This window comes from Paenibacillus jilunlii (genome assembly GCF_900102965.1).
Classification (GTDB): domain Bacteria; phylum Bacillota; class Bacilli; order Paenibacillales; family Paenibacillaceae; genus Paenibacillus_AQ; species Paenibacillus_AQ jilunlii.
Map to the genome: position 1 here is coordinate 53,418 of NZ_FNGM01000022.1, position 25,342 is coordinate 78,759.

Here is a 25,342-nt window from a genome sequence, read left to right on the forward strand (position 1 = left end):
CATGATTGAAGACAACATGGTAAAAACAACGCTGCGGCAGCATTTGATGCCCGCCGGACTGCGGGTTACGCCCGCTTTTGCAGCAGCCTTCGGTGTACTGTTGGTTACGGTGATTGCTTTGTTTACAGCTCCCTACATAGGAATGGCCGACAACGGCGACTTTTTCCGCAATATATACAGCAATGGCCTTTACTTCAGCCTGCCTGACTATGACAGCAAGTATTTTGGCTATTTCGTGAAGCATTTTGGAATCTATCAGTACTATAACGAGAATGGCGCGACCCTGGATTCCTCACAGTCCTTGTTCATCAAGCTGTCTATGGGCCTGAATAAGCTGTTCTTCAGCAGCACCGTGTTCGACATCCGTTTTCAGGCAGCCATTTACACGGTTCTTTATGTTGCCGCCATCTATCTTTTAATTGAGGCGGTCACCTGCAAAATGTCGCGCAAGCAAGGCATGATTATTGCCGTTATTGCCGTTTTGGTGTTCGGAGATACGGGTTATACCGCCTATTTCAACTCTTTTTACAGTGAAAGTGTCGTCATGATCATGATGATCTTCGTTTTTGCCTCCTGGCTGCTGCTCTACCGCAAAAGATACAACGACTATGCCCTTCTCGGCCTGTTCGTCCTCAGCAGCATCATTCTGACGACCTCGAAGCAGCAGAACGCCCCGGTGGGGATGATTATTGCTGTGCTCGGAATATCGCTCGTCTGGATCCGGCGGGACCGTCTGTTCCGCAGCCTGACGCTTGTCTCCATGGCGCTGCTGATGCTGTCCGGGATAGCTACCTACCTGAATATCTCCAAAGAATTCGTGAATATCAACCAATATCATGCCATGACCCGGGGTGTGCTGAAAGAATCCTCCAATCCGGAAACAACGCTAAAATCATTCGGAATCAATGAGCAGTACGCCATTCTGAAGGACAGTATTTATTACGAGCAGTACGGGACGGTGGATGTGAATTCGCCGATTCTGGAAAAGGATTTCTACAGCCGCTACGGCTTTGGCTCTATTCTCAAACACTATGCGGCGAATCCCGATCAGCTTGGTTCCATCCTGAATGTGGCGGCCCGCAGCGCTTTTTCAATCAAGCCTGCGGCGATGGGGAATTATGAAGAGTCGGAGGGCAAGGCTTTCCGGGCCCAGAGCCATTTTTTTACCGCCTACAGTCTGCTTAAGCAAAAGCTCGCGCCCAAAACCTTTGGTTTCATCCTGCTCTGGATGGCGCTGGTTATTGGCCTCTACATGCCTTCCTGCGTGAAGGCTGTCAGAACCCGGAATATGCGGGCCTTACAGCGGATGGTGCTGATTCTGGCCAGCATGGGGGTCGGCCTGTCGGGAATTTTCGTCTCGATTATCGGAGCGGGAGACGCTGACATTTCGAAGCATGAATTCCTGTTCACCTTGTGCTTCGATTTGGTCACCTTCATGCTGGCGGCTGACGTAATCGGCCGCAAGGTGTCCGCCGGCCGCAAGCCTGCTGCCAGCAAGGCAGGACAATATCCTGAGGTGCAGAAGGGTGTGAGCGCTTGAACCAACGGAGGATTGCCAGTCTGCTGCTGCCGCTGATCATTACTGTTCTTGTATTGCTGTCTGCCGCTCCGCCGGTACAGGCCCAGGCCGCGCAGGACGCCTCCGCTCCGCAGAGGATGCTGCTTCTGTACGACAGCCTGGGCAAAGGCACTGTCCGGGAAGGCAATGTAAGTGAGCTGCAGCGGCTGCTGTCAGCCATGGGCAGCGAGGTGACGCTTCTCAGCCTGGATCATTACGGGGCGGGGACCATGGATTCGTTTGCCCGGGTCATCACCGTAATGAATGCTGCGGATCTTGCTCCTGCCAACCGGAGTTATCTTGAGGATACGGAGCACTATACGGGGCAGGCACTGCATGTAGGTTATCATCCTCCCGCCAGGCTGTTGAAGGACATGCAGCTGACTACGGGAACTGCTGATGAAGACCTTGCCGATCTCGCGGTTGGTGAATTCACTGCTTCTGATCTTCAGGTAAGGGATATGCCTTATATTGCGGCTGTGAAGGCGGAACGCACCTATGGCAGCTTTATCCTGAAGAGCAGCGGCCGGAAGCTGCCCTTCGCGGCGTCGGCCGGAAGTTATACGTATGTCCCTTATCTGGAGCGGGACAATGCCAGTGTAGTGGGCATGGCCTATGTGCTTAGGGAATGGCTGGGGAACAAGACTGCGCCGCAGACCTTTCTTGTCCTGAGAGAGATCTATCCGTTCTCCGATCTTGACCTGCTGGAAGAAACCGCAGACCGTCTGTACAAGGCGGGCATTCCGTTTATCGCAAGCGTCCGCCCGGTGTTCAGCAATACCGGTTTTCCGGCGATGCAGCGCTACCTGGACGCCCTGAAGGTGGTTCAGTCGCGGAATGGCAGCATCCTGGTGAATGCACCGGAGGTGATGCCGTCCATTAACAGCAGTGATCATACGCTCGGGCAGAAGATGGGCGGATTTGTGAATCTGCTGGTGAAAAACGGCATTGCGCCGCTTGGCATCGGTGCGAACCTATACTGGGCGTATGACAGGGAGTATGCGGAGGCGGGAATGGGCTTTTTCGACTCTGCTGTGCTGTTCCCGGACAAGACTGTCCTGCACATGGATCCTTCAAATGTCTCCAAGGCTTTCGCTTCCTCTCTCTACAGTCTGACACCGGAGTTTCTGCAGGAACTGGAGCACGCTTCCCATGCCATGCCGCAGCTGCCGCTGAATGCAGCAGTAACCGCAGAGCTTCCGGAAGATGAGGCCGGCCTGGATGCACTGCTGCAGATGCTGGAGCGGCGGTGGATCTCTTTTGCCGATTACAAGCAGGGGCCGCACAAGACCGTTACGGATGAGAATACGGTAGTCTCGGGGGATGGAGTGGTCCTGGTGAACGGTGCTCCCCTGAATGTCGGTTATGCCCCGGAGGCTGTGAGCAGTGACTACCAATACAAAAAAGAGCAGGTACGCAGCTTCACGAAGCTGTTCAGTGTGCAGAGCAAATTTTTTATCATCGTGATTATTGTGACCCTGCTGTTGTTCGGAGGCCTGCTCTCTATCGGGTACAGGCTGTACCGGAAGAAATATTTCAAATAATGAAAAGTAGATCCAAATAATGCGAAATTGAAAAAGGAATATAAAGGTTGGAGAGACGGAAGTCCATACATTCCCTGTAGTGAAGACCATAACCAAAATATAAGATCTCAAATTCAGTTTATGTAGGAGAAAACATGACGATCTCAGATGTGCTGATGGTAATTGCGGTGATCTGCATCTGGTCCCTGCTGCTGGTCAATGTGGCTCTGATTATAGCGGGCTATCTGTATTATATTAAAACCGAAAATGAGGATGTCCCGGAGATTAAGGGCGAGTATCCTTTTGTCACGATTATGGTGCCTGCGCACAACGAGGGCGTTGTCATCAGCAAAACCGTCGAATCCCTGCTGGCGCTGGATTATCCGCATGACCGGTACGAGATTATTGTGATCAATGACAACTCCTCCGACAACAGCGCTGAGCTGCTGAGCCGTATTCAGAGCCGCCAGCCGGAGCGCAATCTAATCATTATCAACACGGATGCGGTCACGGGCGGGAAAGGGAAGTCCAATGCCCTGAATATCGGCTTCACCCGCAGCAGAGGAGAATTAATTGCAATCTATGATGCGGACAACACGCCTGAGCGGACCGCGCTGAGGTATCTGGTCGCCGAGATCAGCAGTGATGCCACGCTTGGTGCGGTGATCGGCAAATTCCGGACCCGCAACCGTGATGCGAGCCTGCTCACCCGGTTTATTAACATTGAGACGCTGTCGTTTCAATGGATGGCCCAGGCCGGGCGCTGGAAGCTGTTCAAGCTGTGCACGATACCCGGCACCAACTTCATTATGCGCAGGTCTATTGTGGAGAGCATCGGCGGCTGGGATGTCAAAGCAATCGCTGAGGATACGGAGATCAGCTTCCGCATTTACATGATGGGCTACCGGATCAAATTCCAGCCGAAATCCGTTACCTGGGAGCAGGAGCCGCAGACTGTGAAAGTTTGGTTCAAACAGCGAACGCGCTGGGCCAAGGGGAATATCTATGTCATTGTCAAAAACATTCCGCTGCTGTTCGACCGCTCGGCGGCCAAAATCCGCTTCGATATCCTGTACTATCTGTCCATCTACTTCCTGCTGCTGATTTCGCTGGTCACCTCGGACCTGCTGCTTGTGCTGCATGCGATGGGCTATGTACATACGACCATTGCCGGACTCAGCAGCTTCTTGTGGCTGCTTGCAATCATTCTATTTGTAGTGGGCATCTTCGTCACACTGACGACAGAGAAGGGCGAGATGAGCCTGTCCAATCTCTGGATCATTCTGCTGATGTATGTATCCTATTGCCAGCTGTGGATGGTCGTTGCCGCTTACGGGCTGTACAACTATCTCAAAGACGTCATCTTTAAACGGGAAGCCAAATGGTACAAGACGGAACGCTACTAAGGCACTTTGAGGCCAAGAAATCAGTGAAACAGGAGATACGGACTATGAACAAAAAACAGATCATGATGTGGGCGCTTTGCCTCTCCCTTTTGCTGATCCCGCTCCAGGCGGCTTCCGCAGCAGCGGCGGTCCCGGGCGACGGAAGGCTGACGTACGAGACAACGTTTACCGGCAGCGACAGTTCACTTACGGGAACAAGCTCGCAGCAGCAGTATTTCACGGTCATGGATTACTGGAATGTGCAGGACCTTAAGGTCAATCTGCATTTTCAGATTTCGCAAATCACCGAGGACCAGATTTCCAGTGTCACCCTCTCCCTGAACGGCAGTCCGTTCTACTCCTTCAGGCCTTCTTTGCAAAACAACGGGGAGCAGAGTGTGACCCTTCCGGCACCAAAAAGCTTTTTGAAGCAAGGAGTAAACACGCTGAGCATTCAGGGCTACCTGCGGACAGCCGGGGAGAATAACCAGGTCTGCTACGTAGACAACACACCGGATAATTGGCTGCATCTGTTCAACAGCTCCAGTGTTGCGGTAGCCTATATACCCAAAGCCCTGGACGGGGGAATCAGCGATTTCAGCGGGCGCTTCTCCGGTATGGATTATGTAAAAAGAGGCCAAAGCCTCCTGAGCGTACCGGACCATGCCACCGGTTCTGAACTGGAGGCGGCCACCTATGCTTTATCGGGCTTCGCCAAGGCCAATACCTTAGCTGACAAAACACTTCCGCTGCTGCCTTACAGTGAAAAAGCCGTCAGAGACAGGGGGCTTGTGGTGCTGCTGGCCCTGGCGGACCATGTACCGGGTAGGCTGAAGCAGCAGCTTGATGCTTCCGTAGACCTGGAAGAGCATGCGCTTATCCAATTGCTGGACAAGGATAGCCAGCCTACGCTGGTCGTCACTTCCAAAGATGAGAGCCTGCTGATCAAGGCCGGACGGCTGCTCGCCAACCGTCAGCTGGTCAGCCAGATCAGCAGCGACAAAAAGGTCATCGATGATGCCACCGATGTGTCATCACCGGCTTTGGCCATCAGCTCCAACGTGACCTTTACCGAAACCGGAGATAAGCTGACCGGTCCGAACCATCAGGAGCAGACCTACTTCGTTACGCTGCCTTCGAACCGCTCGATTGCCGATTCCGGTAAAATCAGCCTTGATTTCCGCTATGCGGAGAATCTGGACTTCGGCCGCTCGCTGGTGACGGTAAGCATTAACGATACACCGATCGGCAGCAAGCGGCTGACCAAGGAGCTGGCAAACGGCGATATACTGAATCTGGCGATTCCGCGGAGCCTGAATATCTCCGGCAACTTCTCGGTGACCGTGGCATTTGATCTGGAAATGAACAATCCCATCTGTACTCCGAATACGGGGGAAATGCCCTGGGCCTACATCAGCAAGGAAACTGCGATGCACTTGAATACCAAGGACCGCACGGATTTGCTGTTCAACAATTATCCGTATCCGTTCCTGCGGGATGAGATCTACAACCATGTAGCGGTCGTACTTCCGCAGAAAATGGACAACTACACGTACCAGAGCCTGGCGAATATTTTCAACTTGTTGGGTCAATATGCAGGCGGCAATACAGGGGATATCCATTACTACACTGATGCTGTCAGTGCAGAGAATCTGAAGAACAATAATATCATCGCCATCGGCTCCTATGCAGACAACAAGGTGATCCGTGACAACAATGACAAGCTATATTTCCGTTACAGCAAGGATGGGTCCACGATTCTCTCCAATGAGAAGATCAGCATCGATGAACAGTACGGGGCGGAGATCGGCACGCTCCAACTGCTGGAATCCCCGTATGGAGGCGGGCGGGGCTTCATGGCAGTGACTGGAGTCAGCACGGAGGAGATGTATCTGGTCTCCAAGCTGATCGCAAGCGATAAGGACAAATGGAAGGTATATGGCGACGGGGTGACCGCCGATAAGGACGGCAACGTCAGCGCGTACCGCTTCAAAAAAATTGCAGGAGCCGACAAAGACTCTGTAATCGAGCAAATCACGGAACGCAGCGATGTGCTGGGCTTCGTGGTGGCGGTTGTGCTTGCAGTCACGCTGGTGATCGTCTCACTGCTTCTGCTGCTCCGCAAACATATGAAGAAACGGGGGGATAAGCGTGAGACGTAGCCGCAGCAGCCTTTTTTCCGATCTCGCTTTTCTGGTGTTCCTGGTGCTGAACTTCATATGCATCGTCTTTATCGCAGGTTCGCCCGATCATTACATCCAGAACATTATTATTTTGAATATTGCTTTTCTGCTGGCGCTGGTTACCTATTTCACTACCGTGACCGCAGGGCTGGTGCTGAATCTGGCGTTTATCTTCGGTTACGGCTTCTTCGTCCTCTACCAGACGGTGTCGGAGGGCGGGACTATTGGCGTTAATACGTATTTCTGGCTGATTATGACCCCGCTGCTTACAGTAGTAATCTGGGTGTTTACATCCAGAACCCGGGAGCTTCAGGCCGAAAATGAGCTGCTGGAGAAAAAAACGGCGAACCTCGCCACTGTCGACGAGAACACCGATCTGCGGAACATCATTTCTTTTCAGAAGGATGCCAGTTTGTTTACGGGAATCTCCACACGCTACAGCATTCCGCTGACACTCCTGGTGGTCAAGGTAAAATACTGGAGTGAAATTCGCCGCTTGATTTCGGAGGAGCAGCTGTCTGAGGCGATCTACGATGTGTCCAAGCTCAGCCAATCCAGTATCCGCACCAATGATGCGCTGTATCTGCTGGATAAGGAGGATGCCACTTGGGGGCTGCTGCTGTTCACGGACCGCGAGGGGGCCAAGATTGTCATCGAGCGGATCAAGCTCAAGCTGCAGGAATTGAATGACACGGAATTCTCAGCGAAATACAAGGTGAACCTGGGGCTGAAAATCGGGGCTGTGCAATATGAGGCAGAGACGGTTGAGAACCCGTTCGATTTTATATTGCAGGCCAAGAAGCAGTTGGAATACGACGTGTAGCCTCCCAATGGAGGACAGCCGTATTTGCATAGATAGCGGTGGGCGCGCTTGCGTGCTCATCGCTGTTTGGCATGTATTGGCTGGGAGACAACTGTACCGAAACAACGGCAGAAATGCCGTTGTTGAAGGCCCAGTGGGCTAGTTGCTTGGAAACAACGGCAGAAATGCCGTTGTTGGGGACCCAGTGGGCCAGTTGCTTGGAAACAACGGCAGAAATACCGTTGTTGGGGGCCCCGGGGGCAAATTGCTCGGAAACAACGGCAGAAATGCCGTTGTTGAAGGCCCAGTGGGCCAGTTGCTTGGAAACAACGGCAGAAGTGCCGTTGTGTCCCGGGTAAGGGCGCGAGTCTGGACCCGGGGTCCGGGCTGTACTAAAATTAGTTTATCCGCTGCCGATTACTGGCAGCATGAAAAATAACATTACCGGAACTATCGGTACCGAAACCTGAGCCTCGGCTGCGTGGGCTTCATTCAGGCGAACGGCCCCCGGGGTACCGGAACGAGGAGGCGGAGAGAATGGATTTGGGTCTTACAGGGAAATCGGTATTTGTCGCAGCAGCCAGCAAGGGGCTGGGACTAGCCACCGCGCTGGAATTCGCACGCGAAGGCGCGAAGGTGACCATTGCCAGCCGGAACCTGGAGCAGCTTGAAGCGGCCCGGCGGGCCATCGCTGAGGCAACCGGACGCGAGGTGGCCGTGGTGCAGATGGATGTGAACCGTCCGGAGGAGATCGGGCGGGCGATTGAAGCCGCCGCCGAATACGGAGGCGGGCTGGATGTGCTGGTCACCAATGCCGGAGGCCCTCCGGGCGGCGGCTTTGAGGAGATGACCGACGCCGACTGGAACGGCGGCTATGAGCTTACGCTGATGGGCACGGTGCGCATGATCCGCGAGGCGCTGCCTTACTTGCGTGCAAGCGGCGGGGGCCGCATCGTGGGCGTCAGCTCGGTCTCGGTTAAGCAGCCGATTGGCGGCCTGATCCTCTCGAATGTTTTCCGGGCGGGGGTGAGCGCGCTGTTCAAGACGCTTGCGACTGAGCTTGCTCCGGAGGGCATCCTGATTAATTCGCTTGCACCCGGGCGCATCGGCACCGACCGGATTCTGCAGCTGGACGGCAAGCGGGCGGAGGCCCGCGGCATCTCCCGTGAGCAAGTCGAGCAGGAGGCGCTGGCCCAGATTCCGGCCGGACGAAGCGGAACGCCGGAGGAATTCGGCAAAGCAGCCGTGTTCCTGGGCTCGTTTGCGAATACCTACATTACCGGCCAGTCTCTGCTGATCGACGGCGGGATGGTGAAGTCACTGTAATGGTTATGTTCAGAACATTGGGCGAAATTCCGCTGCAGGACACACTCGCTGCTTGGAATGCAGGGTTCCAGGATTACTATGCGAATTTGCAGATGGACTGCAGGACGTTCCTGGGCAGGTTCCACCGGGAGGATCTGCTGCCGGAAGAATCCATCATGCTCTATGCGGACGGGCAGGCGGTGGGCTTCACCCTGAACGGCCTGCGTACGGTGAACGGCGAAACCATGGCCTGGAACGGAGGGACTGCCGTCCTTCCCGCCTACAGGGGCCAGGGAATGGGCGGACGTTTGCTTGAAGAGAACATCCGCAGATACAGGCTTGCCGGAGCGCAGACAGCAAGGCTGGAAGCCTTTGTGCAGAACGAGCCTGCGATTGCCCTATATGAAAAGTACGGCTACCGTGGGCAAGGAACGACGCTGTTCTACACATTGGACGGTGAGCTTGCCGTTCCAGCAGAGTCTGAACAAGCTTCCGGGGGCTATGAAGAAGCCGGCCTGCAGATTCGTGAATGTGCAGCTGCAGAAGCGGCCGCGCTGCCGTTCTACGACTATTCCGGTCCCTGGCAGACCCACTGGCCCAGCCTCAAGGACGGACGCTGTCTGATCGCCGAGCAAAACGGAGCCGCCCTGGGGTATGTCCAGTTCCGGCGGGTATATTCGGGGACGGGGCAACTCAGCGGGATTCAGCTGTATCCCGGCAAGCTGCGCGATGACCTCCCTGCCGGGGGGCGGATTATCCATCTGCTGCTTAGCCGTATCTTCAGCTATAGCGGAAGCGGGGTCAGCCTGAGCACGGTGCATACCCCGGCTTCCGACTCTGGAACACGCAGCTGGCTGGAAGCCGCCGGGTTCAGCGTGCGGAGTGAGCTTTTACACATGCAGCGGGTATTGGATTAATTTAGGTGATTGACTCAGCGCCCGCGATAGCGTATGATAGTATGGCGTGTAAATCTGTGGATTTAGTTATCTCCCAAGAGATCGCTTCATTTTGCCATAGAGATTGTATATGTACGGGAAGGAGGTTACTACAATGAAAGAAGGCATACACCCTAAATTCAACCAGGTGATTTTTCTGGATGCCAGCGTAGGTTTCAAATTCCTGAGCTCGTCCACCAAATCATCCAATGAAACTATGGAATGGGAAGACGGCAACACTTATCCAGTGATCCGTGTGGACTCCAGCTCCGCATCCCACCCGTTCTACACTGGTAAACAAAGAGATACCGAAACTGGCGGCCGTGTGGACAAGTTCAAACAACGGTTGGCGCAGAAGAAATAATAGTTTTACCGCACAGAGGATATTCCGCAGCCATGCAGATGGTATACGGGAAGTCCTCTTTTTTTTTGTACAGTCTGCTTATTTCGCGCGGATAACGGGTATTAATAAGTAGGTGGGAAGTGGAAGGTGTCAATTATAGCGATTGGAACGGCATGTAATGTGTATTCCGAAAGGTAGTTGATTTCACCCATGTACTATCTGAAAGGCAAAAACAAATCGAGATGGCGTCGATTGTTTACCGGAAAAGTACCCTAGCCTGTGGAACCTGGCATAACTAAATATTCACTTCTCACCTTTTGAAGACTCTGCGGGCTGCCTGCAGGGTCTTCGTTGTGTTGGAGCCAGGCCAAGTGCCGTTCACACAGTAAAACAGCCGCAACCCTCTATTTGCAAGATCGCGGCTGTTGTATAAATAAAAATCGGGGGCATTCCTTAAAGCTTATTCGCCTTTAGAACCACCTTCAGAGCTGTGCCTGATGGAGGCAGGCTGCGGGTCAGCATGGGGCTATAGAAGCTGATCACTTCGGCTCCCTGGGTCACATCGGCAGAGGACGCAGTCTCACCGTTCTCATTAATAATCACCGTGTCCTTTGTCAGGCGGAGGACAACCTCGTTTTGCGATTTCTCGCTCAGAGCACTGCCGCGGATGCGTATGCTTACCGTGTCATCCTCCGCTGTAGTGACTTGCTGGACCGTGCCTGCCGTGCCAAGCGGCTCGTCCCCTGTCTCCCCGTCCAGTACAGTGATCTGGTAGGCCGGCGTTTGCGGAGGCAGGCTGCGGGTGGAGATCAGGGAGTGCTGCGCTGCCACGGTCATGCCGATCTGAAGCTCGCTGAAGGCCAGCTCAGAGCCGTCTTGGCGGGTAAGCTTGGTATCCTTCCCCACGTTCAAAATCAATCCCTCGGTGCCGATGCCCCGGATACGTACCGATTGGTAGCTGTCCGCATCCGTAATGGCTGTGATGACACCGGTCTCACTGATATACTCTGCTGCCGGGTTGATCACGATCTTCTGTCCCTCCACGCTAATCGATTGACGCAGCACTTTGCTTACAAAAGAGGCGGGGACATACAGCTTGTTCTGCTTCGTTTGCGGAGCTGTTCCGAGCTGGATATACATCTTATTGACGGCATAGCGGTCCTTGCCGCTTTTTACACTGGTGAAAATGCTGCCTTTATGCAGGTCAACGGCCTTCGTCTGCGCATTCCAGGCCATGGTGAAGCCGAGTGCATCGGCAACGGCCCGCAGAGGAAGCAGCGGCTCTTTGCTGCCGGGAGACTGGAAGCCGGGCTCGGAAAGCGCAGAACCATTTACCGATATGGGGAATTTTGCAGACGCAGCAGAGGGTGTCTGTACAGTGCTGTGACTAGATGCCGATGCAGCGCTAGGGGCTGCCGAGACCCCTCCGGTTGCAAGAGCGAGTGAAAAGGTTAGCAGGATTGCACTTGTTTTCAGGGCAGCGTTCATAGGTATACTCCTTTGATTTAGTTCTCGGGTACCGGTTCTATTAACTTCTAAACGTCATGAACCGCGAAATTGTTGCATAAACCGCGGATCAGTTTACAATGAAAATATTGGCAATAGCTTCAGAAACGGTCAGGAGGGGAATTGATGTATCAAACTTACATTTTTGATCTGTATGGCACACTGATTGATATTGAGACGGATGAGGAGCGGCCGGAAATCTGGGAGCGGCTGTCGCTCCATTTCAGTTATCATGGGCTGAATATTTCCGGAGAGGATCTGCAGCGGCGTTTTCTGCTCGAACGGGACCGTCAGCTGGCAGCTGCCGCACAGCACTGTGAGTTCCCGGATTTTGTGATGGAGGAGGTGTTCCGCGCGGTGGCCCGCGATTTGGGCGGTAATCCGGGACAGGCCTGGCTGCATGAAACCGTAAGATGGCTGCGTACCTTGTCGATGATAAAGATTTCCCTGTATGACGGGGTAGACGAAATTCTGCGGCGCTTGAGATCACGCGGCAAAAAGGTATTCCTGCTCTCCAACGGCCAGAAAACCTTCATTGAAGCCGAACTCACCATGCTGGGCATCCTGCATTTATTCGACGGTGTGGCGATTTCATCAGAGGCGGGGATCAGCAAGCCGGACCCGCTGTTCTACCGCTACCTGACGGAGAAATATGGGGCGGATCTAAGCTCGGCAATCATGATCGGCAACGATCCGCGTACCGATATGGCCGGTGCGGCGGCGGTGGGGATAGACTCCTGTTATATCCGCACAGCCTCTTCTCCGGCTGATGTGCCGGTACAGAGCACCGTCCAGATCTGGGATGGAGATTTGCGCAAAATCCCCGGCTGGAATTTGTAGCTCTCCCAGTGAATTAACACTAGGGGGCTTGATGGCTCCAAGCCCCGTTAATCCTCCTTGGCGCGCAACATTTGCCCCACCGGCCTGGACCGCTTTATAATATGTCCATGGAATTACTATGCTGGAGAGAAGGGCTGGACCATGACCTTAATTATTATCGCTGTATCCCTTGTGGTGCTGGCAGCAGTGGCTTACATTGTAATGACCTTTTATCCCGCTTTTGGACGACGGGCTTCCAGGAAGGAAAAGCAAATCATAAGCCGCTCGCTGAACTACAAGGATGGCAAGTTTGTCTATCCGGCTGCAACCGTGATGATGGAAAACAGCGCGGGAAGCAGCTTTTCCATTCTCAAGGATTTCATCAAAGGCAATCCCAACTCACGGCCTCCGCAGCCCCTGATTCCTGAGAAGCTGCTGCCCGGTTCGATTCAGGCGAGCGGGGATACCCGCGTGACCTGGTTCGGGCATTCCGCTGTTCTGCTGGAGATAGACGGAGTGACGTTGTTCCTCGACCCTATGCTGGGCCGCTCCCCTTCCCCGTTTCCGTTCGTTGGCGGCCGGCGTTACAGCAAGCAGCTGCCGGTTGAGATTTCGGAGCTTCCCCGCATAGATGCTGTGCTGCTCTCCCATGACCATTATGATCACCTCGATTATGGCTCGATCAAGCAGTTAAAGGACAAGGTAGGCATGTTCATTGTACCGCTGGGCGTCGGCGCCCATCTGCAGCGCTGGGGAGTGAGCCGGGAGAAGATCCGTGAACAGGACTGGTGGGATGAAATCGGGTATGCAGGGCTTACTCTGACCAGTGCTCCGGCACGGCACTTCTCAGGACGCAGCCTTCTGGACCGCAACTCCACGCTCTGGTGCTCCTGGATTATCCGGGGGGCAGAGACGAAGATCTTTTTCAGCGGCGACAGCGGCTATGGCCCCCATTTTGCCGAAATTGGCGAGAAATATGGCCCTTTCGATCTGACCCTAATGGAATGCGGCCAATACGATCCCCGCTGGGCGGATATCCATATGCTCCCGGAGCAGACGGTTCAAGCGCATCTGGATGTTCGCGGGGCACTGATGATTCCCATTCATTGGGCGGCGTTTACCCTGTCGATGCATGACTGGACCGATCCGGTGGAGCGTGTTTTCGCAGCGGCTAAGGCGCACGGTGTCCGGCTGGCTACACCGCGCATCGGCGAGCCGGTCTATGCCGGTTCGGCAGAGGTTCCTTCACTTGCGTGGTGGAAGTGAGCGGCGCGGCTAAGCCGGGAGTTATGGTACAATAACATCCATGCCGCTCTTTCGCGGCTTCCATAACAATGCCGTAAGAATCGGAGATCGTTATTTCAGGTTAGCAGCATAAATGCCGAGGAGCTGAAGAAATAGTATGAGTGATCAAGTAAATGAGCAGGAACTGGTCGATGTATTGGCCGCGCAGACCAAGGTGGACCCGAAGCTGATCCGGCTGGTGCTGAAGCATGAGCAGACCTTTATTAATAAGGCCAAGGCAAATGCCAAAGGCGAGGTGGACATCGACAATGATGATCTGGTGGACTACGTCACCGCCCAGCGTGATGTGAAGCTGGATGAACTGACCGTGGAGAGTATTCTCGATGCGGAGATGGATTACTTAATGGATAAAGGGCTGGCCGGATATATCGACTAACCCTTGCGGCTGCCCGGTTTAGAGCCTTAGTGAAGGTTCGCGGACCGGGCAGAATATTTTTATTTTTAGTTATTTCTTTGCTTTCGAAGAATTGGTGTGCTATAATGAATTTAAACATAAAGTTAAACCTTAATTCACATATTGTAAAGGGTTATCATTTGTGCGTATGAATCCTTTTACAATGTGTGAATTTTTATTTGTTCGTACAATACGTAGGAATAAAAGGACATGTGTTAAATAAAATTTTGGAGGTAATATCATGCAAACAGGTACAGTTAAATGGTTCAATGCAGACAAAGGTTTTGGTTTTATCGAGGTTGAAGGCGGAAGCGACGTATTCGTACACTTCTCCGCAATCACTGGCGAAGGCTTCAAGTCTCTGGACGAAGGCCAACGCGTTGAGTTCAACGTAACTCAAGGCGCTCGCGGACCACAAGCCGAAAACGTTGTAAAACTGTAATATGGAATCAAAGCTGCCCTTAACACAAGTTGAGGGCAGCTTTTTTTTGACCACGAACAAGCCGCCGCAGCCCGCTACAACGCCTCTTTAGGGTGTGGAAATCATCTCAATTCGAACCAAGGAGGGGTACTTATGTATTTTCGTAAAAAAGCGCTGGAGGATCTTCCCCAGGAAGACACAGCCATTTGGTCTTGCACCAAAGAGGGTTGCACAGGATGGATGCGCGATAATTTTGCCTTTCAGTATGTGCCTACCTGCTGGCAATGCAACTCTCCGATGACTAGAAGCATGAAGATACTGCCTATGCTTGTGAACACGAATTTGGACATGAAGGCGATCAAGAAGGGGATTACCATTACGTAATCCGCAATTTTCTCTAAGCTACCCTGGAGATCTAGGCCTGCACCAGCGAATATCCTTTAACAGTCGGCTTCTATTGCGGAGCGGGCTATTTTTTTGTACTTTGCGGATTGACAAATATCCTGAAGAAGCAGATATTATATTACATGAATCGTGGCTCTGGATAAAGAGTGGACCACCGGTCATGTTCATCTGATCGGAGCGATAGCCCTTAACGTAACCCATGCAGGGGAAACGGCTTAGGGGCTTTTTACCGTGCCGGGCTAAGGGGAGCCAATTCGTCTTGACAATCGGCGGAGCTTTTGGAGAATAAGGTTGGAAACGCTGCCATGGGAAAGGGAGTATCCGAAGTGTATGGGAAAATCAAAGAATTGAATACGCTGCGCAATCAAATATTCATTGGCTTCCTGCTGGTCATGCTGATTATTATTGCTGTGTCCGGTGTATTCGTGTACAACAGGGTCTCCTATTTGCTGAAAAATAATGCGGAACGGCATATCCAGCAGACTGCGGTGCAGGCGAACGGCAGACTCGATGCATTGATCGGCCAAATCGACAGCCTGATGGAGCAGGTGGCGAATCATCCGACCATTCAGCAGCTGCTGACGGAAGAGCTTGACGGCCAATCCGTTACTTTCAACCAGCGGCAGTCTCTGCTGCGGATTATCTCCAGCTATCAGGCATACATGCCAAGCGTAGGTTCTCTGGAGCTGTACACAGCTGATTACCGGCTGCTGTTTCCTATCAAGGACGGCAGCCTGGAGACAAGGATCAGTAATGCCTATATCACCGCAGCCAATACCCAAAAGGGCAGACTGGTATGGATTGGGGTCGACCCAAACGACGAAGAGAGCCTGCTGGCCATCCGCCAGGTCAGTCTGATGGACCGCTGGTTCTCTCGGGGCGGTTATTTGATGGCCCGCATCCAGCGCAGCTATTTCCAGCTTGATGATCCGCTGTCCGGCAGCGACGGGGGCGAGTCTGTGCTGCTGGTGAATGACGAAGGCGAGCTGCTCGGCAGCAGTCAGGAACCGGAGGCGGAGCTGCTGCCGCTGCTTGCCAGCAAGGACCAGACGGTCAGCTTCCGGGGCAAGGAATATGTGCAGGTGAAGCTGCGCTCAGACAAGACAAACTGGACGCTGCTCGTGCTCACTCCGGTAAGTTATGTTACCAGAGGCCTCTCTGTTCTGAGGACTGTGCTGCTCGTCTCGGGGGGGTTCGGAACCTTGCTCTTTTTGATAATGTCCTTTGTGCTGTCCACGATGATCACGAGGCCGATTATCCAGCTGATCCGGGCGATGCGCAAGTCCAGGCTTGGGGTGCTCACGCCTAACCCGGAATCGGTATCCACAATAGAGCTTAGAGAACTGAACAATACCTATAACGGCATGATTGCCAATATGAATGATCTGATCCGGGTCGTGTATGAAAAAGAAGTACTGCAGAGCCGGACGGAGCTTAAGGCGCTGCAGGCGCAGATCAACCCCCATTTCCTGTTCAATACGCTGGAGGCCTTCAACTGGTCGCTTGAGGAGAAGGGCGAAGAGGAGCTGGCCGGGCTTGTTGTTGTCATGTCGAGGCTGTTCCGGTACATTATCGGAAATCCGAATAAGGATGAGTGGGTTACACTTGGGGAAGAAATGGAACAAGTACAGCGGTATCTGAAAATTATGGAGATGCGGATGGGGGACCGCTTAGCCTGGAATATTCAGCTTGGTCCGGAGGAGGCTGCCGTACCGGTGCCTAAGCTGCTTATTCAGCCCATTGTCGAGAACGCCATTCTGCATGGGGTGGAGAGCCGGGTGGGCAGCGGAACGGTTAGTGTCATGGTTGCTCCAGCCAAGCGTAAAGGCTGGACGCAAATCACCGTACAGGACAACGGGCCGGGGATGGATGCAGATACCCTGCAGTCACTGTACAGTGCGCTTGAAGGCGGTCCATCCATCTCCGCCAAGGGAACTGGAATAGGGCTTGTGAATGTGCAGCGCCGGCTCAAGCTGTACTATGAAGCGGAAGGAACGGGCGTGGAAGGTTTGAACATCGAGAGCAGACTGTCCGAGGGCACGGTGATTACTTTTGAAATTCCGAACAATGGAGGGCATACCTATGAACCTGGGCAATAGGACAATTCTGGTCGTGGACGATGAGCCGAGAACGCGGCAGGGCATCAGGCAGACACTGGAGATGTGGGCGGCTGGCCGGTATATCGTCGAAACGGCAGAGAATGGCATCGATGCGCGTGAGCGGCTGCTGCACGGGCGGGTGCATCTGCTGATTACGGATGTCCGCATGCCTGAGGTCAGCGGGCTGGATCTGATCCGCTCGCTGGAGGGACAAGTGCGGAAGCCGGTTATTATTGTCATTTCCGGTTATGCTGAATTCGATTATGTGCAGCAGGCGCTTAGGCTGGGGGCAGTCAATTATCTGCTGAAGCCGCTGGACAAAGAGGAGCTGGTACAGGTGGTCGAAGCCGCTCTGAAGCAGGAAGAAGAGCAGCAGCGCCGCGAGAAGCTGGAAAAGCTGGTTGACCCTAAGCTGATGGAGATTGACCCGGATACGGCGGGTATGGGTGAACCGGTAAAAGAGGCCCTGGCCTATGTGGAGCAGCATCTGCATGAGCAGCTGACCATGGCCGAGGTGGCCGGAAGGATTCACTTGAATGCCAGCTATTTCAGCGTGCTTTTCAAGGAGCAGACCGGAGTGCCGTTCAGCGAATATTTATCCCGGCTGAGAATTCAGCGGGCCAAGGAGCTGCTGCTGCAGACAAGCCTGCCGATTGTAGAGATCGGTGAAAGGGTGGGTTACCGTACGGATAAATATTTTATCAAGGTATTCAAGTCCCTGGAAGACATGAGTCCCAGCCGCTACCGCCATCAAATGAAGGATGGGCACAGCGAAATCTAATAAAAATGGAATTATAACCAATAATCGTGATCTTATCGTCCTCCGGCCGCGATGCTAAAATGTAAATGATGGCGTTTACATTGACCGTATAACAAATATTATGGAGGTTGTAGGAATGCCAAGGAACAAGATAACCAAAAACCTGGTATTGACGTCTATGCTGGGACTCGTTCTGTCAGGCTGCAGCGGGGACGGGATCAGCACAGGTTCCCCGGTCAATGCCTTGGCATCCACTGATACACAGGCACAGAAAGTTACCATCACCATGATGCATTTATGGCCGGCAGGAATTTCGGCCCAGCAGAATAAACTGGTTGGACAGATCATTGACGATTACCAAAAGGATCATCCCAACGTCACGATCAAGCAGGAAGTCTTAGAGAACGAGCAGTACAAGAACAAGCTGAAGGTGCTGTCGGCCTCCAACGAGCTGCCGGATGTAGGCATCACCTGGGCGGCAGGCTTCATGGAGCCTTATGTAAAAGGCGGATTGTTCACTCCGCTGGATGATGTCCTGGGCGGTGAACAACTTAAGAATAAATTCGTTCCCGGTACTACCGAAGCCTATGTGGTGGATGGCAAGACCTACGCCCTGCCTATCGAGCTGAATATTTCGCCGGTTTATTATAACAAGGACATTTTTGCTAAATACAATCTGCAGGTTCCGACAACCTTTGATGAATTCAAGCATGTTGTGAAAACGCTCTCCGATAACGGTGTAGCCCCGGTCGCCTTGGGCAACAAAGACCGCTGGACCGGCTCGCTGTGGTACATGTATCTGGCTGACCGGATTGCGGGAAGCGATACTTTGAAGAAAGCGACGAACGGGACAGGCTCATTTGATGATCCGGGGCTGATCCGGGCGGCGGTGGAGGTGCAGACGCTGGTCGATATGAATGCCTTCAATAAGGGCTTTAACGGCTTGTCCAATGATGAAGGCAAGTCGGAGTTCGTGAATGAACAAGCGGCCATGTACCTGACGGGAACATGGGAGCTGCCTAATTTTACCACCAACCCGGATATCCGTCAGGAGTTCAAGGATAAGGTTAAATTCTTCAAGTTCCCTACTGTAGACGGCGGCAAAGGGGACATCAACAGCTGGGTAGGCGGACCCGGTGTGGGCCTGTTCGTAGCGGAATCCTCCAAGGTCAAGGAAGAAGCCAAGGCATTTGTCGAGTACTTTGTAGCCAAGTGGGGACAGGATTCTGTAACCACCGCAGGTGTTATTCCGGCAACGAAAGTCGATACTTCAAATTCCGAGCTGCCGCACCTCTACGTGGATTTGCTTAACGAGCTCAATCATGCCAGCAGCCTCACCCTGTTTGCGGATGTGCAGATGAAGCCGGGCGCCGCTCAGGTCCACCTGGATATGATTCAGGCGCTGTTCGGCAAAGCGGTGACGCCGGAGCAGTTCGCTGCCAAGCATAAAGAGGCGATAGAGAAAGGAAGGTCCTAAGGGAAATCCTGCTGATCCCGCCAGCGCCGACAAATTCACCGTCTATAACTTCGCTCCGCTTATCACCAAGCTTGACCCTGCCTAACAGGAGCAGTCATATTTAAAACAAAGAAGAAACTTCTTTTATAGAAGTTTCTTCTTTGTTTTTATTAACATTTTGGATTTTCGTGCGTCTATAATACAGGGAGTGGAGACCAAAAATGGAACAAGGAGGATATAATAACGTGAACAAAATGTTGAAAAGAGGATTCATCGGATGTCTCATCGCGTCCCTGCTAATCGCAGGAAGTGCCCTACCTACAGGAACGGCTTCCGCAGCTTCCTCAGCTATCAAAATTAGTATCAATGGCCTTTACGCAAATACGGATGTGGCCCCCTATATCACCAAAGGAACCACAATGGTTCCTTTGCAGGTAGCCCAACAAATACCCGGCAGCTCGGTACAATGGAATAACGCATCCAAGACCGTCACCCTTACCCGAGACGGTAAAACCATCACCTTAGTGGCGGGTCAGAAAACAGCAAAGGTTGGAAATAAAGAGGTAAAACTAGAAGCAGCCTCGACCCTAAAACAAGGGCGTGTCATGGTTCCCTTGCGTTTTATCGCAGAATCGACGGGGGCGTATGTCCTGTGGAATCCCAAACAACGGATTGTATTCGTCGCCAAATCCAGTGAAGAGGAAGAGCTAAAGGAACAATTTGCCTCGTCCAGCCTGTCCGAAGCCCGAAGTGCAGCGCTAAAATTTCCAATGGTTAGCTCGTTGAAAGCCTTGGATATTACCCCCAGCGAAGTAGGGGGTAATCAAGGTTATTATTTCCCGGAAGGAAAAGCGGACCAATTTTTCTTGACTGGAGGCAACAGTATTTCATATTACGAAGTTGTGGGAAACCACAGCGAGAAAAAATGGACGGCCACCTTTGATTCGGTTAAAGCCTCCAGCGGCCTGTTCTTTTTGCCTCTAAAAATCACCAACCAGGACGGTGAACTTCCAAAAATAACGAGTCGTGTAGTTTTTTTTGAATTTATGGGGCATGTCGGAGAAGCAAAATACGGGTTCGTGGAGCCTAACGGAGAAGTCAAGACCCTTGGGACAAAGGAGATGAATTTAAATCAGTTTTTTGACATTCCGGAAGAAGGAAAATCATAAAGCTTCCCCAAGATTCACTAAGGCTTATTTCGGGATGACGGATAACTCCTTCTTCGATTCCTGGATTAAAGGCGGCAGGTAACAAATTGAATGAGGTATAGCTGATAGCGGTCACACATTGGTAGTTCAAACTTCGCATATACTGGTAAAAGAGGGCACGATACAGCATTCCTTTGATGAGAACATCTCTTTTGTTCGTATTGGGAGCTGCATCAGAGAAAGAGCCTTACCCCTTGCTGCGGCAGGAGAAATAGAAAAATTCATCATCAGCAGCCACTACTTGGTCAAAATCATATTTATCCGCCAAAAGGGCCAGCTCTTCATCGGCGGGAATCGGAGCACGTTCACTTATGTAGCCGATGCGCTGGTGATGTTCCATTAGGCCTTGCCGTGTTCTGGAATGGGCAATCATAAAAGTGCCGCCCGGCAGCAGGCTGCGCTTCGCATTGGTGAACAGCATGTCCAGATCGGAGAAATGGGGGATGCTGTTATAGATCAGCACATAGTCAAAGCCCTGCTGACAGGTGAAAGGCTGCTCGAAATCGGCGCAGGCTGTCTGAGCCTCCGGGAAGGCAGTACGCAGTTTCTCCAGCATGGCTGAAGAGATATCCATTGCCAGGTAATGGCTGGGGGATATCTGAAGCTGCTTAAGCGCGTGGAGAATCACACCGGTGCCGGAGGCTACGTCCAGGAGGCTCTGTCCACTATGTATACCAAGGATGTTGACTGCATTCTCCGCCTGTCGTATCGCTTCATCACTGTTGCTCCAGTCGGAAGCAAGGTTATTGAACCGCTCAGACTGTGTTTCTTTCAATGATTCATTCATTGTCATCGTGACCTTCATCCTTCTTTGTTATAAAGTGGAACTTGCTATGTAAAAGAAGAGCGGTTCACCGGATCTGAAGAGATCAGGTTGAACCGCTTTTTCGTTCCCGCAGATCAATGTGCCGTTGCGGCGGCTGGGACAGCAGGTTCTGCCGTCTCGTGTTCAATCAGGCCATGCTTCTCCCAAGCCCGGCTCTTCCAGCGGAAATACATAATCACCGCCCGGAGCCATTCGTCAAAAGCGGTAGCCAGCCAGACGCCGGCCAGGCCCAGATCAAGCTGGAATACCAGCACATAGCCGAGCGGAAGACTGATGCAGACCATCGAAATAAGGCCCATATAGACCGGGAACTTGGCATCACCCGAGGCCCGCAGCGAGTTGATAATGACCAGGTTGCAGGTTCGCCCGGTTTCCAGGAAAATACTGAGCAGAATCACCTGGGCGCCCATCGCGACGATATCCAGGTTATCTGTGAATAATCCCATCAGCGGCACACGGAAGAAAATGACGGCAGCATCAATGATGACCGTAACAAGCAGTGCCCATTTCACACTGCTGAACACCCGCTTGTAGGCTTCCTCCGGCCGTCTCGCACCCACAAGATGTCCGACAATAATCGAGGTGCCCATCGATACAGCCACGCTGAACAAAAAGATATAGCTGGAGATATTCAGGGCGTATTGGCGGGTAGCCATGGCCTCTGCACCCAGATACGTAATATATAAGGTGAAAATCAGCTGGCACGATTGGTAGATCACCGATTCAAAAGCTGACGGGATGCCGATCTTAAGAATTTGCAGCACATATTTTTTGGAAAGATGAATGTAATAAGCCAGTTTCACCCGCACCTCCATAATTCTATAGAGCAGCAGGAAGAAAATAACGAGGCAGATCAAACGGCTGGCTACTGTAGAAATCGCCGCTCCCTGTACACCCAGCGCAGGCAAACCGAAATGACCGAAGATCAGCAGATAGTTGCCGGCTACGTGAATAAGATTCATCAGCAGGGAGACCATCATTGTCTGTTTGGTGAAACCGTAGGTCCGTATGGTCGTAGCCAGGGCATTGATCAGCGCCTGCAGGAAAATCCCGCCTCCGACAATATGAATATAAACCTTGGCATGTACGAGAATATCCCCTGTTACATTCAGCGCTCTCAGCAGTGCTTCCCCGAAGATCAGCATGGCTGTACTAAGAATAATGCCTACGGCCAGATTGAGTGTAACAGCATTGCCCGTGACCTCCGCCGCCTCCTGAGGCTTCTTAGATCCGAGATATTGCGAAACGACAATGGCCGCCCCGTTGCCGATCACGCTGAGCACGAGTATAGCCATAGTTATAATCTGATTGGCTGCGCCCACGCCGGACACCGCATCATCAGACACGGAGCTGATCATGAACGTATCCACACTTCCCATCAGCATAAATAGAAACAGCTCCAGAAAAATAGGCCAGGTCAGCTTAACCAAATTAAATTCCTGGTGTTTTGTTTGGTTCATTACACACCTCTTTTAGTGATTTCATGCGGCTCCAATCTGTAAACAAGGTGTATGTTAGCACAGCTTTAATGAAAATGCAGTATATTTACGAAAATTATGAAAAAAATCCAACATGACTTTCGGAATGCCTCCCTCTTAAGCAGTCCCTTCCCCGCACAATAGTATCCTTCAGGTAACTACAATACGGCAAAGTGCCTACTTCCCCTACTGAAGTTATGAACCTACAATATGTGAAGCACTTACTTAAACTATTGAAAAGGGGTTTGAACAGATGAAGCTGCAATTAGCGCTGGACCTTGTAAATATTGACGGAGCCAAGGAAATTGTCTCGGAGGTCGCCGGATTTATTGATATCGTGGAGATCGGCACGCCGATAGTAATTAATGAAGGCTTGCATGCCGTGAAGGCAATGAAGGAAGCCTTTCCGGCTCTGACTGTGTTGGCTGACCTGAAAATTATGGATGCCGGCGGGTACGAGGTGATGAAGGCGGCTGAAGCAGGCGCGGATATCGTCACCGTACTCGGTGTGTCCGACGACTCAACGATTAAAGGGGCCGTTGAGGAAGCGAAGAAAAGCGGCCGGGAGATTCTGGTAGACCTGATCAACGTCAAGGACATTGCGGCCAGGGCAGCCGAAGTAGACGCGCTCGGTGTGGATTATGTCTGCGTGCATTCCGGTTATGACCATCAGGCGGAGGGGAAAAACTCTTTTGCTGATTTGCAGGCCATCAAAAGTGTAGTGAAACAGGCCAAAACAGCGATTGCCGGCGGCATCAAGCTGAACACACTGCCTGAAGTGATTGCTGCCGGTCCTGATCTCGTCATCGTTGGCGGCGGGATTACCGGCGAAAGCGATCAGAAGGCAGCGGCGGCGGAAATGAAGCGCCTGGTCAGCCAGGCCTGAGCCGCTTATGAATACATTCAGCTATGCGCAGCAAATTGTGAATGAACTGCAGCGGTCGGTTGCGCAGCTCGGCGCAGCGGAGGCTGAGCAGATGGCGGAGCTGCTGCTGCGCTCCGGCCGGGTTTTCGTCGCCGGGGCCGGCCGCTCCGGCCTCATGGGCCGGGCCTTCGCCATGCGGCTGATGCATGCCGGAAAAGATGCCTACGTAGTCGGCGAAACGGTAACGCCGGGGATAGGACCGGGCGATGTGCTGGTGCTGGGCACCGGGTCCGGCGAGACGGCAAGCCTGCTGTCCATGGCAGTGAAGGCCCAGGCTGTGGGTGCCGCGGTTGTGGCGGTGACCATCTCCCCGGAGTCGTCCATCGGACAGCTGGCCGATCATGTCGTCAAGCTGCCGGGGGCGTCCAAGGAGCAGGCGGCCGGAGGCCGGATCACCATCCAGCCAATGGCTTCGCTGTTTGAGCAGACTCTGCTGCTCTTCTATGATGCCGTAATCCTGCGGATGATGGAGAAGACCGGCCAGACCTCCACCCGGATGTTCGGCAACCATGCCAATCTGGAATAGATAAGCACCGCCTGTCCGGGAAGCCAGACAGGCGGTGCTTATTGTACATCGGTTGGCAGGATACCGGATAAATCCCGAGATCGGCCGTTCTAGCGCTCAAGCAAATCCTCGCGGATAGGCGTGAAGGCATCGAGCAGTGCTGAGTCTGCTTCCAGAGCGGTTACGCCATGCTTGGCGTTAGGCGGTATGGCAATACTCTGGCCTGCGCTTACCTTATGCTTCTTGCCGTCAATGCGGAATTCGAAACTTCCGCGCAGACAGTAGCTCATCTGCTCATGGGGATGGCTATGCTCATACCCCTCGGCCCCCTCTTCAAAATGAACCTCCATCATCATCAGACTGCCTGCTGCATTCAGGATACAGCGTTTGACTCCCGGTTCTGCGGCTTCCCATACTCCCAATTTGCCCATGTTCCAATCTACCTCCATCTATATAGTGTGCTGTAATACCCGGGTATTTGATCAGCAGTTCAAACCTCCTTGTAAAGATATCATGTTTCGCTGGGATACTTTCATTTAATAGTATAACCGTGCTTTCACGGAGGGCGGGATAGATAAACGAAGGGAAGAAAGGGGACAAACCAACTGAAAAGGTGAAATTCTCCCCAAAGGTGGCAGAGAAGATGGAAAACGCCATGAAAATTACAGCGGCAGGTATAGATACCGGTCTTACGGCTTCACCGGAAATTTCAAAAACTCTCCAGCTCCGCCCGTCATGTGCGCTTCCCCGGTGTCCTGTAGTATGATTAGGGTAAGAAAGGGGGCCGATTCACATTGGCAACGGAAATTAAGGACCGCATTAATCTGAAGGAAATCAACTGTGAGAAGGAACTTACGCTTGCTGTGATCGGCGGGAAGTGGAAGCTGATTATTCTGTGGCATCTGGGCCTGGAAGGGACGAAACGCTTCAGTGAGCTGAAAAAGCTGATTCCCCATATCACCCAAAAAATGCTGACCAACCAGCTCCGCGAACTGGAGGAAGACCAGCTTGTATTCAGGCAGGTGTATGCAGAGGTTCCTCCGAGAGTAGAATACTCCTTGACGGAATATGGCCAAAGTCTGCTGCCCGTGCTGCGCATGATGTATGACTGGGGCAAGAACTATGGCGAGAATGTAATCTGGAAGGACATCCCTCCCGGTGACCGGTAGCACTCTGCTGAATACTACACAGCCCTTTCAAT

The 25,342-nt window shown here is 52.7% G+C and carries 24 protein-coding genes; 20 read left to right on the forward strand and 4 right to left on the reverse strand.

Going from position 1 to position 25,342, the window contains the following annotated elements:
- Position 1: 1 nt before the first annotated feature.
- From wsfD to BLQ82_RS26850, 8 genes are all read left to right on the forward strand, one after another.
- Complete coding sequence (gene wsfD / locus BLQ82_RS26810; RefSeq protein WP_062525711.1) at positions 2-1,540, forward strand: glycan biosynthesis hexose transferase WsfD; 1,539 nt, start codon at positions 2-4, stop codon at positions 1,538-1,540.
- Entirely contained in the window at positions 1,537-3,102 is a 1,566-nt protein-coding gene (locus tag BLQ82_RS26815) for a hypothetical protein (protein ID WP_062525709.1), read from the forward strand. The genes wsfD and BLQ82_RS26815 overlap by 4 nt, the downstream gene beginning before the upstream one ends.
- A 134-nt stretch (positions 3,103-3,236) precedes the next feature.
- Positions 3,237-4,487 (forward strand): glycosyltransferase family 2 protein, encoded by a 1,251-nt coding sequence (locus BLQ82_RS26820; protein WP_062525707.1) that lies wholly within the window; start codon positions 3,237-3,239, stop codon positions 4,485-4,487.
- 44 nt (positions 4,488-4,531) lie between these two features.
- A complete protein-coding gene (locus BLQ82_RS26825) occupies positions 4,532-6,628 on the forward strand; it encodes a cellulose biosynthesis cyclic di-GMP-binding regulatory protein BcsB (protein ID WP_062525705.1) in 2,097 nt (698 codons plus the stop codon).
- On the forward strand, positions 6,618-7,472 hold the full coding sequence (locus BLQ82_RS26830; RefSeq protein ID WP_062525703.1) for a diguanylate cyclase domain-containing protein: 855 nt from the start codon (positions 6,618-6,620) through the stop codon (positions 7,470-7,472). Before BLQ82_RS26825 ends, BLQ82_RS26830 begins: the two co-directional genes overlap by 11 nt.
- Before the next feature lie 516 nt (positions 7,473-7,988).
- The gene (locus tag BLQ82_RS26840) at positions 7,989-8,777 is read left to right on the forward strand and encodes an SDR family oxidoreductase (protein WP_062525699.1); all 789 of its coding nucleotides are present in this window, start codon (positions 7,989-7,991) and stop codon (positions 8,775-8,777) included.
- Positions 8,777-9,673, forward strand: coding sequence for a GNAT family N-acetyltransferase (locus BLQ82_RS26845; protein ID WP_062525697.1), 897 nt, complete (start codon positions 8,777-8,779; stop codon positions 9,671-9,673). Before BLQ82_RS26840 ends, BLQ82_RS26845 begins: the two co-directional genes overlap by 1 nt.
- 133 nt (positions 9,674-9,806) lie before the next feature.
- Complete coding sequence (locus tag BLQ82_RS26850) at positions 9,807-10,055, forward strand: type B 50S ribosomal protein L31 (RefSeq protein WP_020425948.1); 249 nt, start codon at positions 9,807-9,809, stop codon at positions 10,053-10,055.
- 432 nt (positions 10,056-10,487) lie between these two features.
- Here BLQ82_RS26850 and BLQ82_RS26855 read toward each other — a convergent pair whose 3' ends face one another.
- Positions 10,488-11,522, reverse strand: a complete 1,035-nt coding sequence (locus BLQ82_RS26855; RefSeq protein ID WP_062525695.1) for a copper amine oxidase N-terminal domain-containing protein — start codon at positions 11,520-11,522, stop codon at positions 10,488-10,490.
- Positions 11,523-11,666: 144 nt separating this feature from the next.
- Between BLQ82_RS26855 and BLQ82_RS26860 the strand changes: the two genes are divergently transcribed.
- The 9 genes from BLQ82_RS26860 to BLQ82_RS26900 all read left to right on the forward strand — a co-directional run bounded on the left by BLQ82_RS26860 (position 11,667) and on the right by BLQ82_RS26900 (position 20,368).
- Positions 11,667-12,380: an HAD family hydrolase gene (locus tag BLQ82_RS26860; protein WP_062525693.1), complete on the forward strand. Its 714-nt coding sequence runs from the start codon at positions 11,667-11,669 to the stop codon at positions 12,378-12,380.
- A gap of 141 nt (positions 12,381-12,521) precedes the next feature.
- Positions 12,522-13,625 (forward strand): MBL fold metallo-hydrolase, encoded by a 1,104-nt coding sequence (locus BLQ82_RS26865; protein WP_062525691.1) that lies wholly within the window; start codon positions 12,522-12,524, stop codon positions 13,623-13,625.
- A 136-nt stretch (positions 13,626-13,761) separates the two neighbouring features.
- Complete coding sequence (locus BLQ82_RS26870; RefSeq protein ID WP_062525690.1) at positions 13,762-14,040, forward strand: hypothetical protein; 279 nt, start codon at positions 13,762-13,764, stop codon at positions 14,038-14,040.
- A gap of 259 nt (positions 14,041-14,299) precedes the next feature.
- A complete protein-coding gene (locus tag BLQ82_RS26875; protein ID WP_036722718.1) occupies positions 14,300-14,500 on the forward strand; it encodes a cold-shock protein in 201 nt (66 codons plus the stop codon).
- A gap of 132 nt (positions 14,501-14,632) precedes the next feature.
- Entirely contained in the window at positions 14,633-14,863 is a 231-nt protein-coding gene (locus BLQ82_RS26880; RefSeq protein WP_062525688.1) for a cold-shock protein, read from the forward strand.
- Positions 14,864-15,189: 326 nt separating this feature from the next.
- On the forward strand, positions 15,190-16,983 hold the full coding sequence (locus BLQ82_RS26885) for a cache domain-containing sensor histidine kinase (RefSeq protein ID WP_074648672.1): 1,794 nt from the start codon (positions 15,190-15,192) through the stop codon (positions 16,981-16,983).
- The gene (locus BLQ82_RS26890; RefSeq protein WP_062525684.1) at positions 16,967-17,764 is read left to right on the forward strand and encodes a response regulator transcription factor; all 798 of its coding nucleotides are present in this window, start codon (positions 16,967-16,969) and stop codon (positions 17,762-17,764) included. The genes BLQ82_RS26885 and BLQ82_RS26890 overlap by 17 nt, the downstream gene beginning before the upstream one ends.
- A gap of 115 nt (positions 17,765-17,879) precedes the next feature.
- A complete protein-coding gene (locus BLQ82_RS26895; protein ID WP_062525682.1) occupies positions 17,880-19,220 on the forward strand; it encodes an extracellular solute-binding protein in 1,341 nt (446 codons plus the stop codon).
- A 233-nt stretch (positions 19,221-19,453) separates the two neighbouring features.
- Complete coding sequence (locus tag BLQ82_RS26900) at positions 19,454-20,368, forward strand: copper amine oxidase N-terminal domain-containing protein (RefSeq protein WP_244281022.1); 915 nt, start codon at positions 19,454-19,456, stop codon at positions 20,366-20,368.
- Between the two features lie 226 nt (positions 20,369-20,594).
- Here BLQ82_RS26900 and BLQ82_RS26905 read toward each other — a convergent pair whose 3' ends face one another.
- Positions 20,595-21,200: a class I SAM-dependent methyltransferase gene (locus BLQ82_RS26905; RefSeq protein WP_062525675.1), complete on the reverse strand. Its 606-nt coding sequence runs from the start codon at positions 21,198-21,200 to the stop codon at positions 20,595-20,597.
- Between the two features lie 107 nt (positions 21,201-21,307).
- Complete coding sequence (locus BLQ82_RS26910) at positions 21,308-22,693, reverse strand: MATE family efflux transporter (protein WP_062525674.1); 1,386 nt, start codon at positions 22,691-22,693, stop codon at positions 21,308-21,310.
- A gap of 271 nt (positions 22,694-22,964) precedes the next feature.
- Between BLQ82_RS26910 and hxlA the strand changes: the two genes are divergently transcribed.
- Together hxlA and hxlB are read left to right on the forward strand one after the other, a co-directional pair.
- Positions 22,965-23,597: a 3-hexulose-6-phosphate synthase gene (hxlA, locus tag BLQ82_RS26915; RefSeq protein WP_062525672.1), complete on the forward strand. Its 633-nt coding sequence runs from the start codon at positions 22,965-22,967 to the stop codon at positions 23,595-23,597.
- A 7-nt stretch (positions 23,598-23,604) separates the two neighbouring features.
- A complete protein-coding gene (gene hxlB / locus BLQ82_RS26920; protein ID WP_062525670.1) occupies positions 23,605-24,162 on the forward strand; it encodes a 6-phospho-3-hexuloisomerase in 558 nt (185 codons plus the stop codon).
- Between the two features lie 89 nt (positions 24,163-24,251).
- Here hxlB and BLQ82_RS26925 read toward each other — a convergent pair whose 3' ends face one another.
- Complete coding sequence (locus tag BLQ82_RS26925; protein WP_062525668.1) at positions 24,252-24,572, reverse strand: cupin domain-containing protein; 321 nt, start codon at positions 24,570-24,572, stop codon at positions 24,252-24,254.
- Positions 24,573-24,935: 363 nt separating this feature from the next.
- Here BLQ82_RS26925 and BLQ82_RS26930 point away from each other — a divergent pair, with 363 nt between their 5' ends.
- Entirely contained in the window at positions 24,936-25,310 is a 375-nt protein-coding gene (locus tag BLQ82_RS26930) for a winged helix-turn-helix transcriptional regulator (RefSeq protein ID WP_020425931.1), read from the forward strand.
- Positions 25,311-25,342 lie beyond the last annotated feature (32 nt).

Coding starts and splice junctions, on each gene's coding strand:
- wsfD (WP_062525711.1), top strand. CDS start 2: ATGATTGAAGACAACATGGTAAAAACAACGCTGCGGCAGCATTTGATG.
- BLQ82_RS26820 (WP_062525707.1), top strand. CDS start 3,237: ATGACGATCTCAGATGTGCTGATGGTAATTGCGGTGATCTGCATCTGG.
- BLQ82_RS26825 (WP_062525705.1), top strand. CDS start 4,532: ATGAACAAAAAACAGATCATGATGTGGGCGCTTTGCCTCTCCCTTTTG.
- BLQ82_RS26840 (WP_062525699.1), top strand. CDS start 7,989: ATGGATTTGGGTCTTACAGGGAAATCGGTATTTGTCGCAGCAGCCAGC.
- BLQ82_RS26845 (WP_062525697.1), top strand. CDS start 8,777: ATGGTTATGTTCAGAACATTGGGCGAAATTCCGCTGCAGGACACACTC.
- BLQ82_RS26850 (WP_020425948.1), top strand. CDS start 9,807: ATGAAAGAAGGCATACACCCTAAATTCAACCAGGTGATTTTTCTGGAT.
- BLQ82_RS26855 (WP_062525695.1), bottom strand. CDS start 11,522: ATGAACGCTGCCCTGAAAACAAGTGCAATCCTGCTAACCTTTTCACTC.
- BLQ82_RS26860 (WP_062525693.1), top strand. CDS start 11,667: ATGTATCAAACTTACATTTTTGATCTGTATGGCACACTGATTGATATT.
- BLQ82_RS26865 (WP_062525691.1), top strand. CDS start 12,522: ATGACCTTAATTATTATCGCTGTATCCCTTGTGGTGCTGGCAGCAGTG.
- BLQ82_RS26870 (WP_062525690.1), top strand. CDS start 13,762: ATGAGTGATCAAGTAAATGAGCAGGAACTGGTCGATGTATTGGCCGCG.
- BLQ82_RS26875 (WP_036722718.1), top strand. CDS start 14,300: ATGCAAACAGGTACAGTTAAATGGTTCAATGCAGACAAAGGTTTTGGT.
- BLQ82_RS26880 (WP_062525688.1), top strand. CDS start 14,633: ATGTATTTTCGTAAAAAAGCGCTGGAGGATCTTCCCCAGGAAGACACA.
- BLQ82_RS26885 (WP_074648672.1), top strand. CDS start 15,190: ATGGGAAAGGGAGTATCCGAAGTGTATGGGAAAATCAAAGAATTGAAT.
- BLQ82_RS26890 (WP_062525684.1), top strand. CDS start 16,967: ATGAACCTGGGCAATAGGACAATTCTGGTCGTGGACGATGAGCCGAGA.
- BLQ82_RS26895 (WP_062525682.1), top strand. CDS start 17,880: ATGCCAAGGAACAAGATAACCAAAAACCTGGTATTGACGTCTATGCTG.
- BLQ82_RS26900 (WP_244281022.1), top strand. CDS start 19,454: ATGTTGAAAAGAGGATTCATCGGATGTCTCATCGCGTCCCTGCTAATC.
- BLQ82_RS26905 (WP_062525675.1), bottom strand. CDS start 21,200: ATGACAATGAATGAATCATTGAAAGAAACACAGTCTGAGCGGTTCAAT.
- BLQ82_RS26910 (WP_062525674.1), bottom strand. CDS start 22,693: ATGAACCAAACAAAACACCAGGAATTTAATTTGGTTAAGCTGACCTGG.
- hxlA (WP_062525672.1), top strand. CDS start 22,965: ATGAAGCTGCAATTAGCGCTGGACCTTGTAAATATTGACGGAGCCAAG.
- hxlB (WP_062525670.1), top strand. CDS start 23,605: ATGAATACATTCAGCTATGCGCAGCAAATTGTGAATGAACTGCAGCGG.
- BLQ82_RS26925 (WP_062525668.1), bottom strand. CDS start 24,572: ATGGGCAAATTGGGAGTATGGGAAGCCGCAGAACCGGGAGTCAAACGC.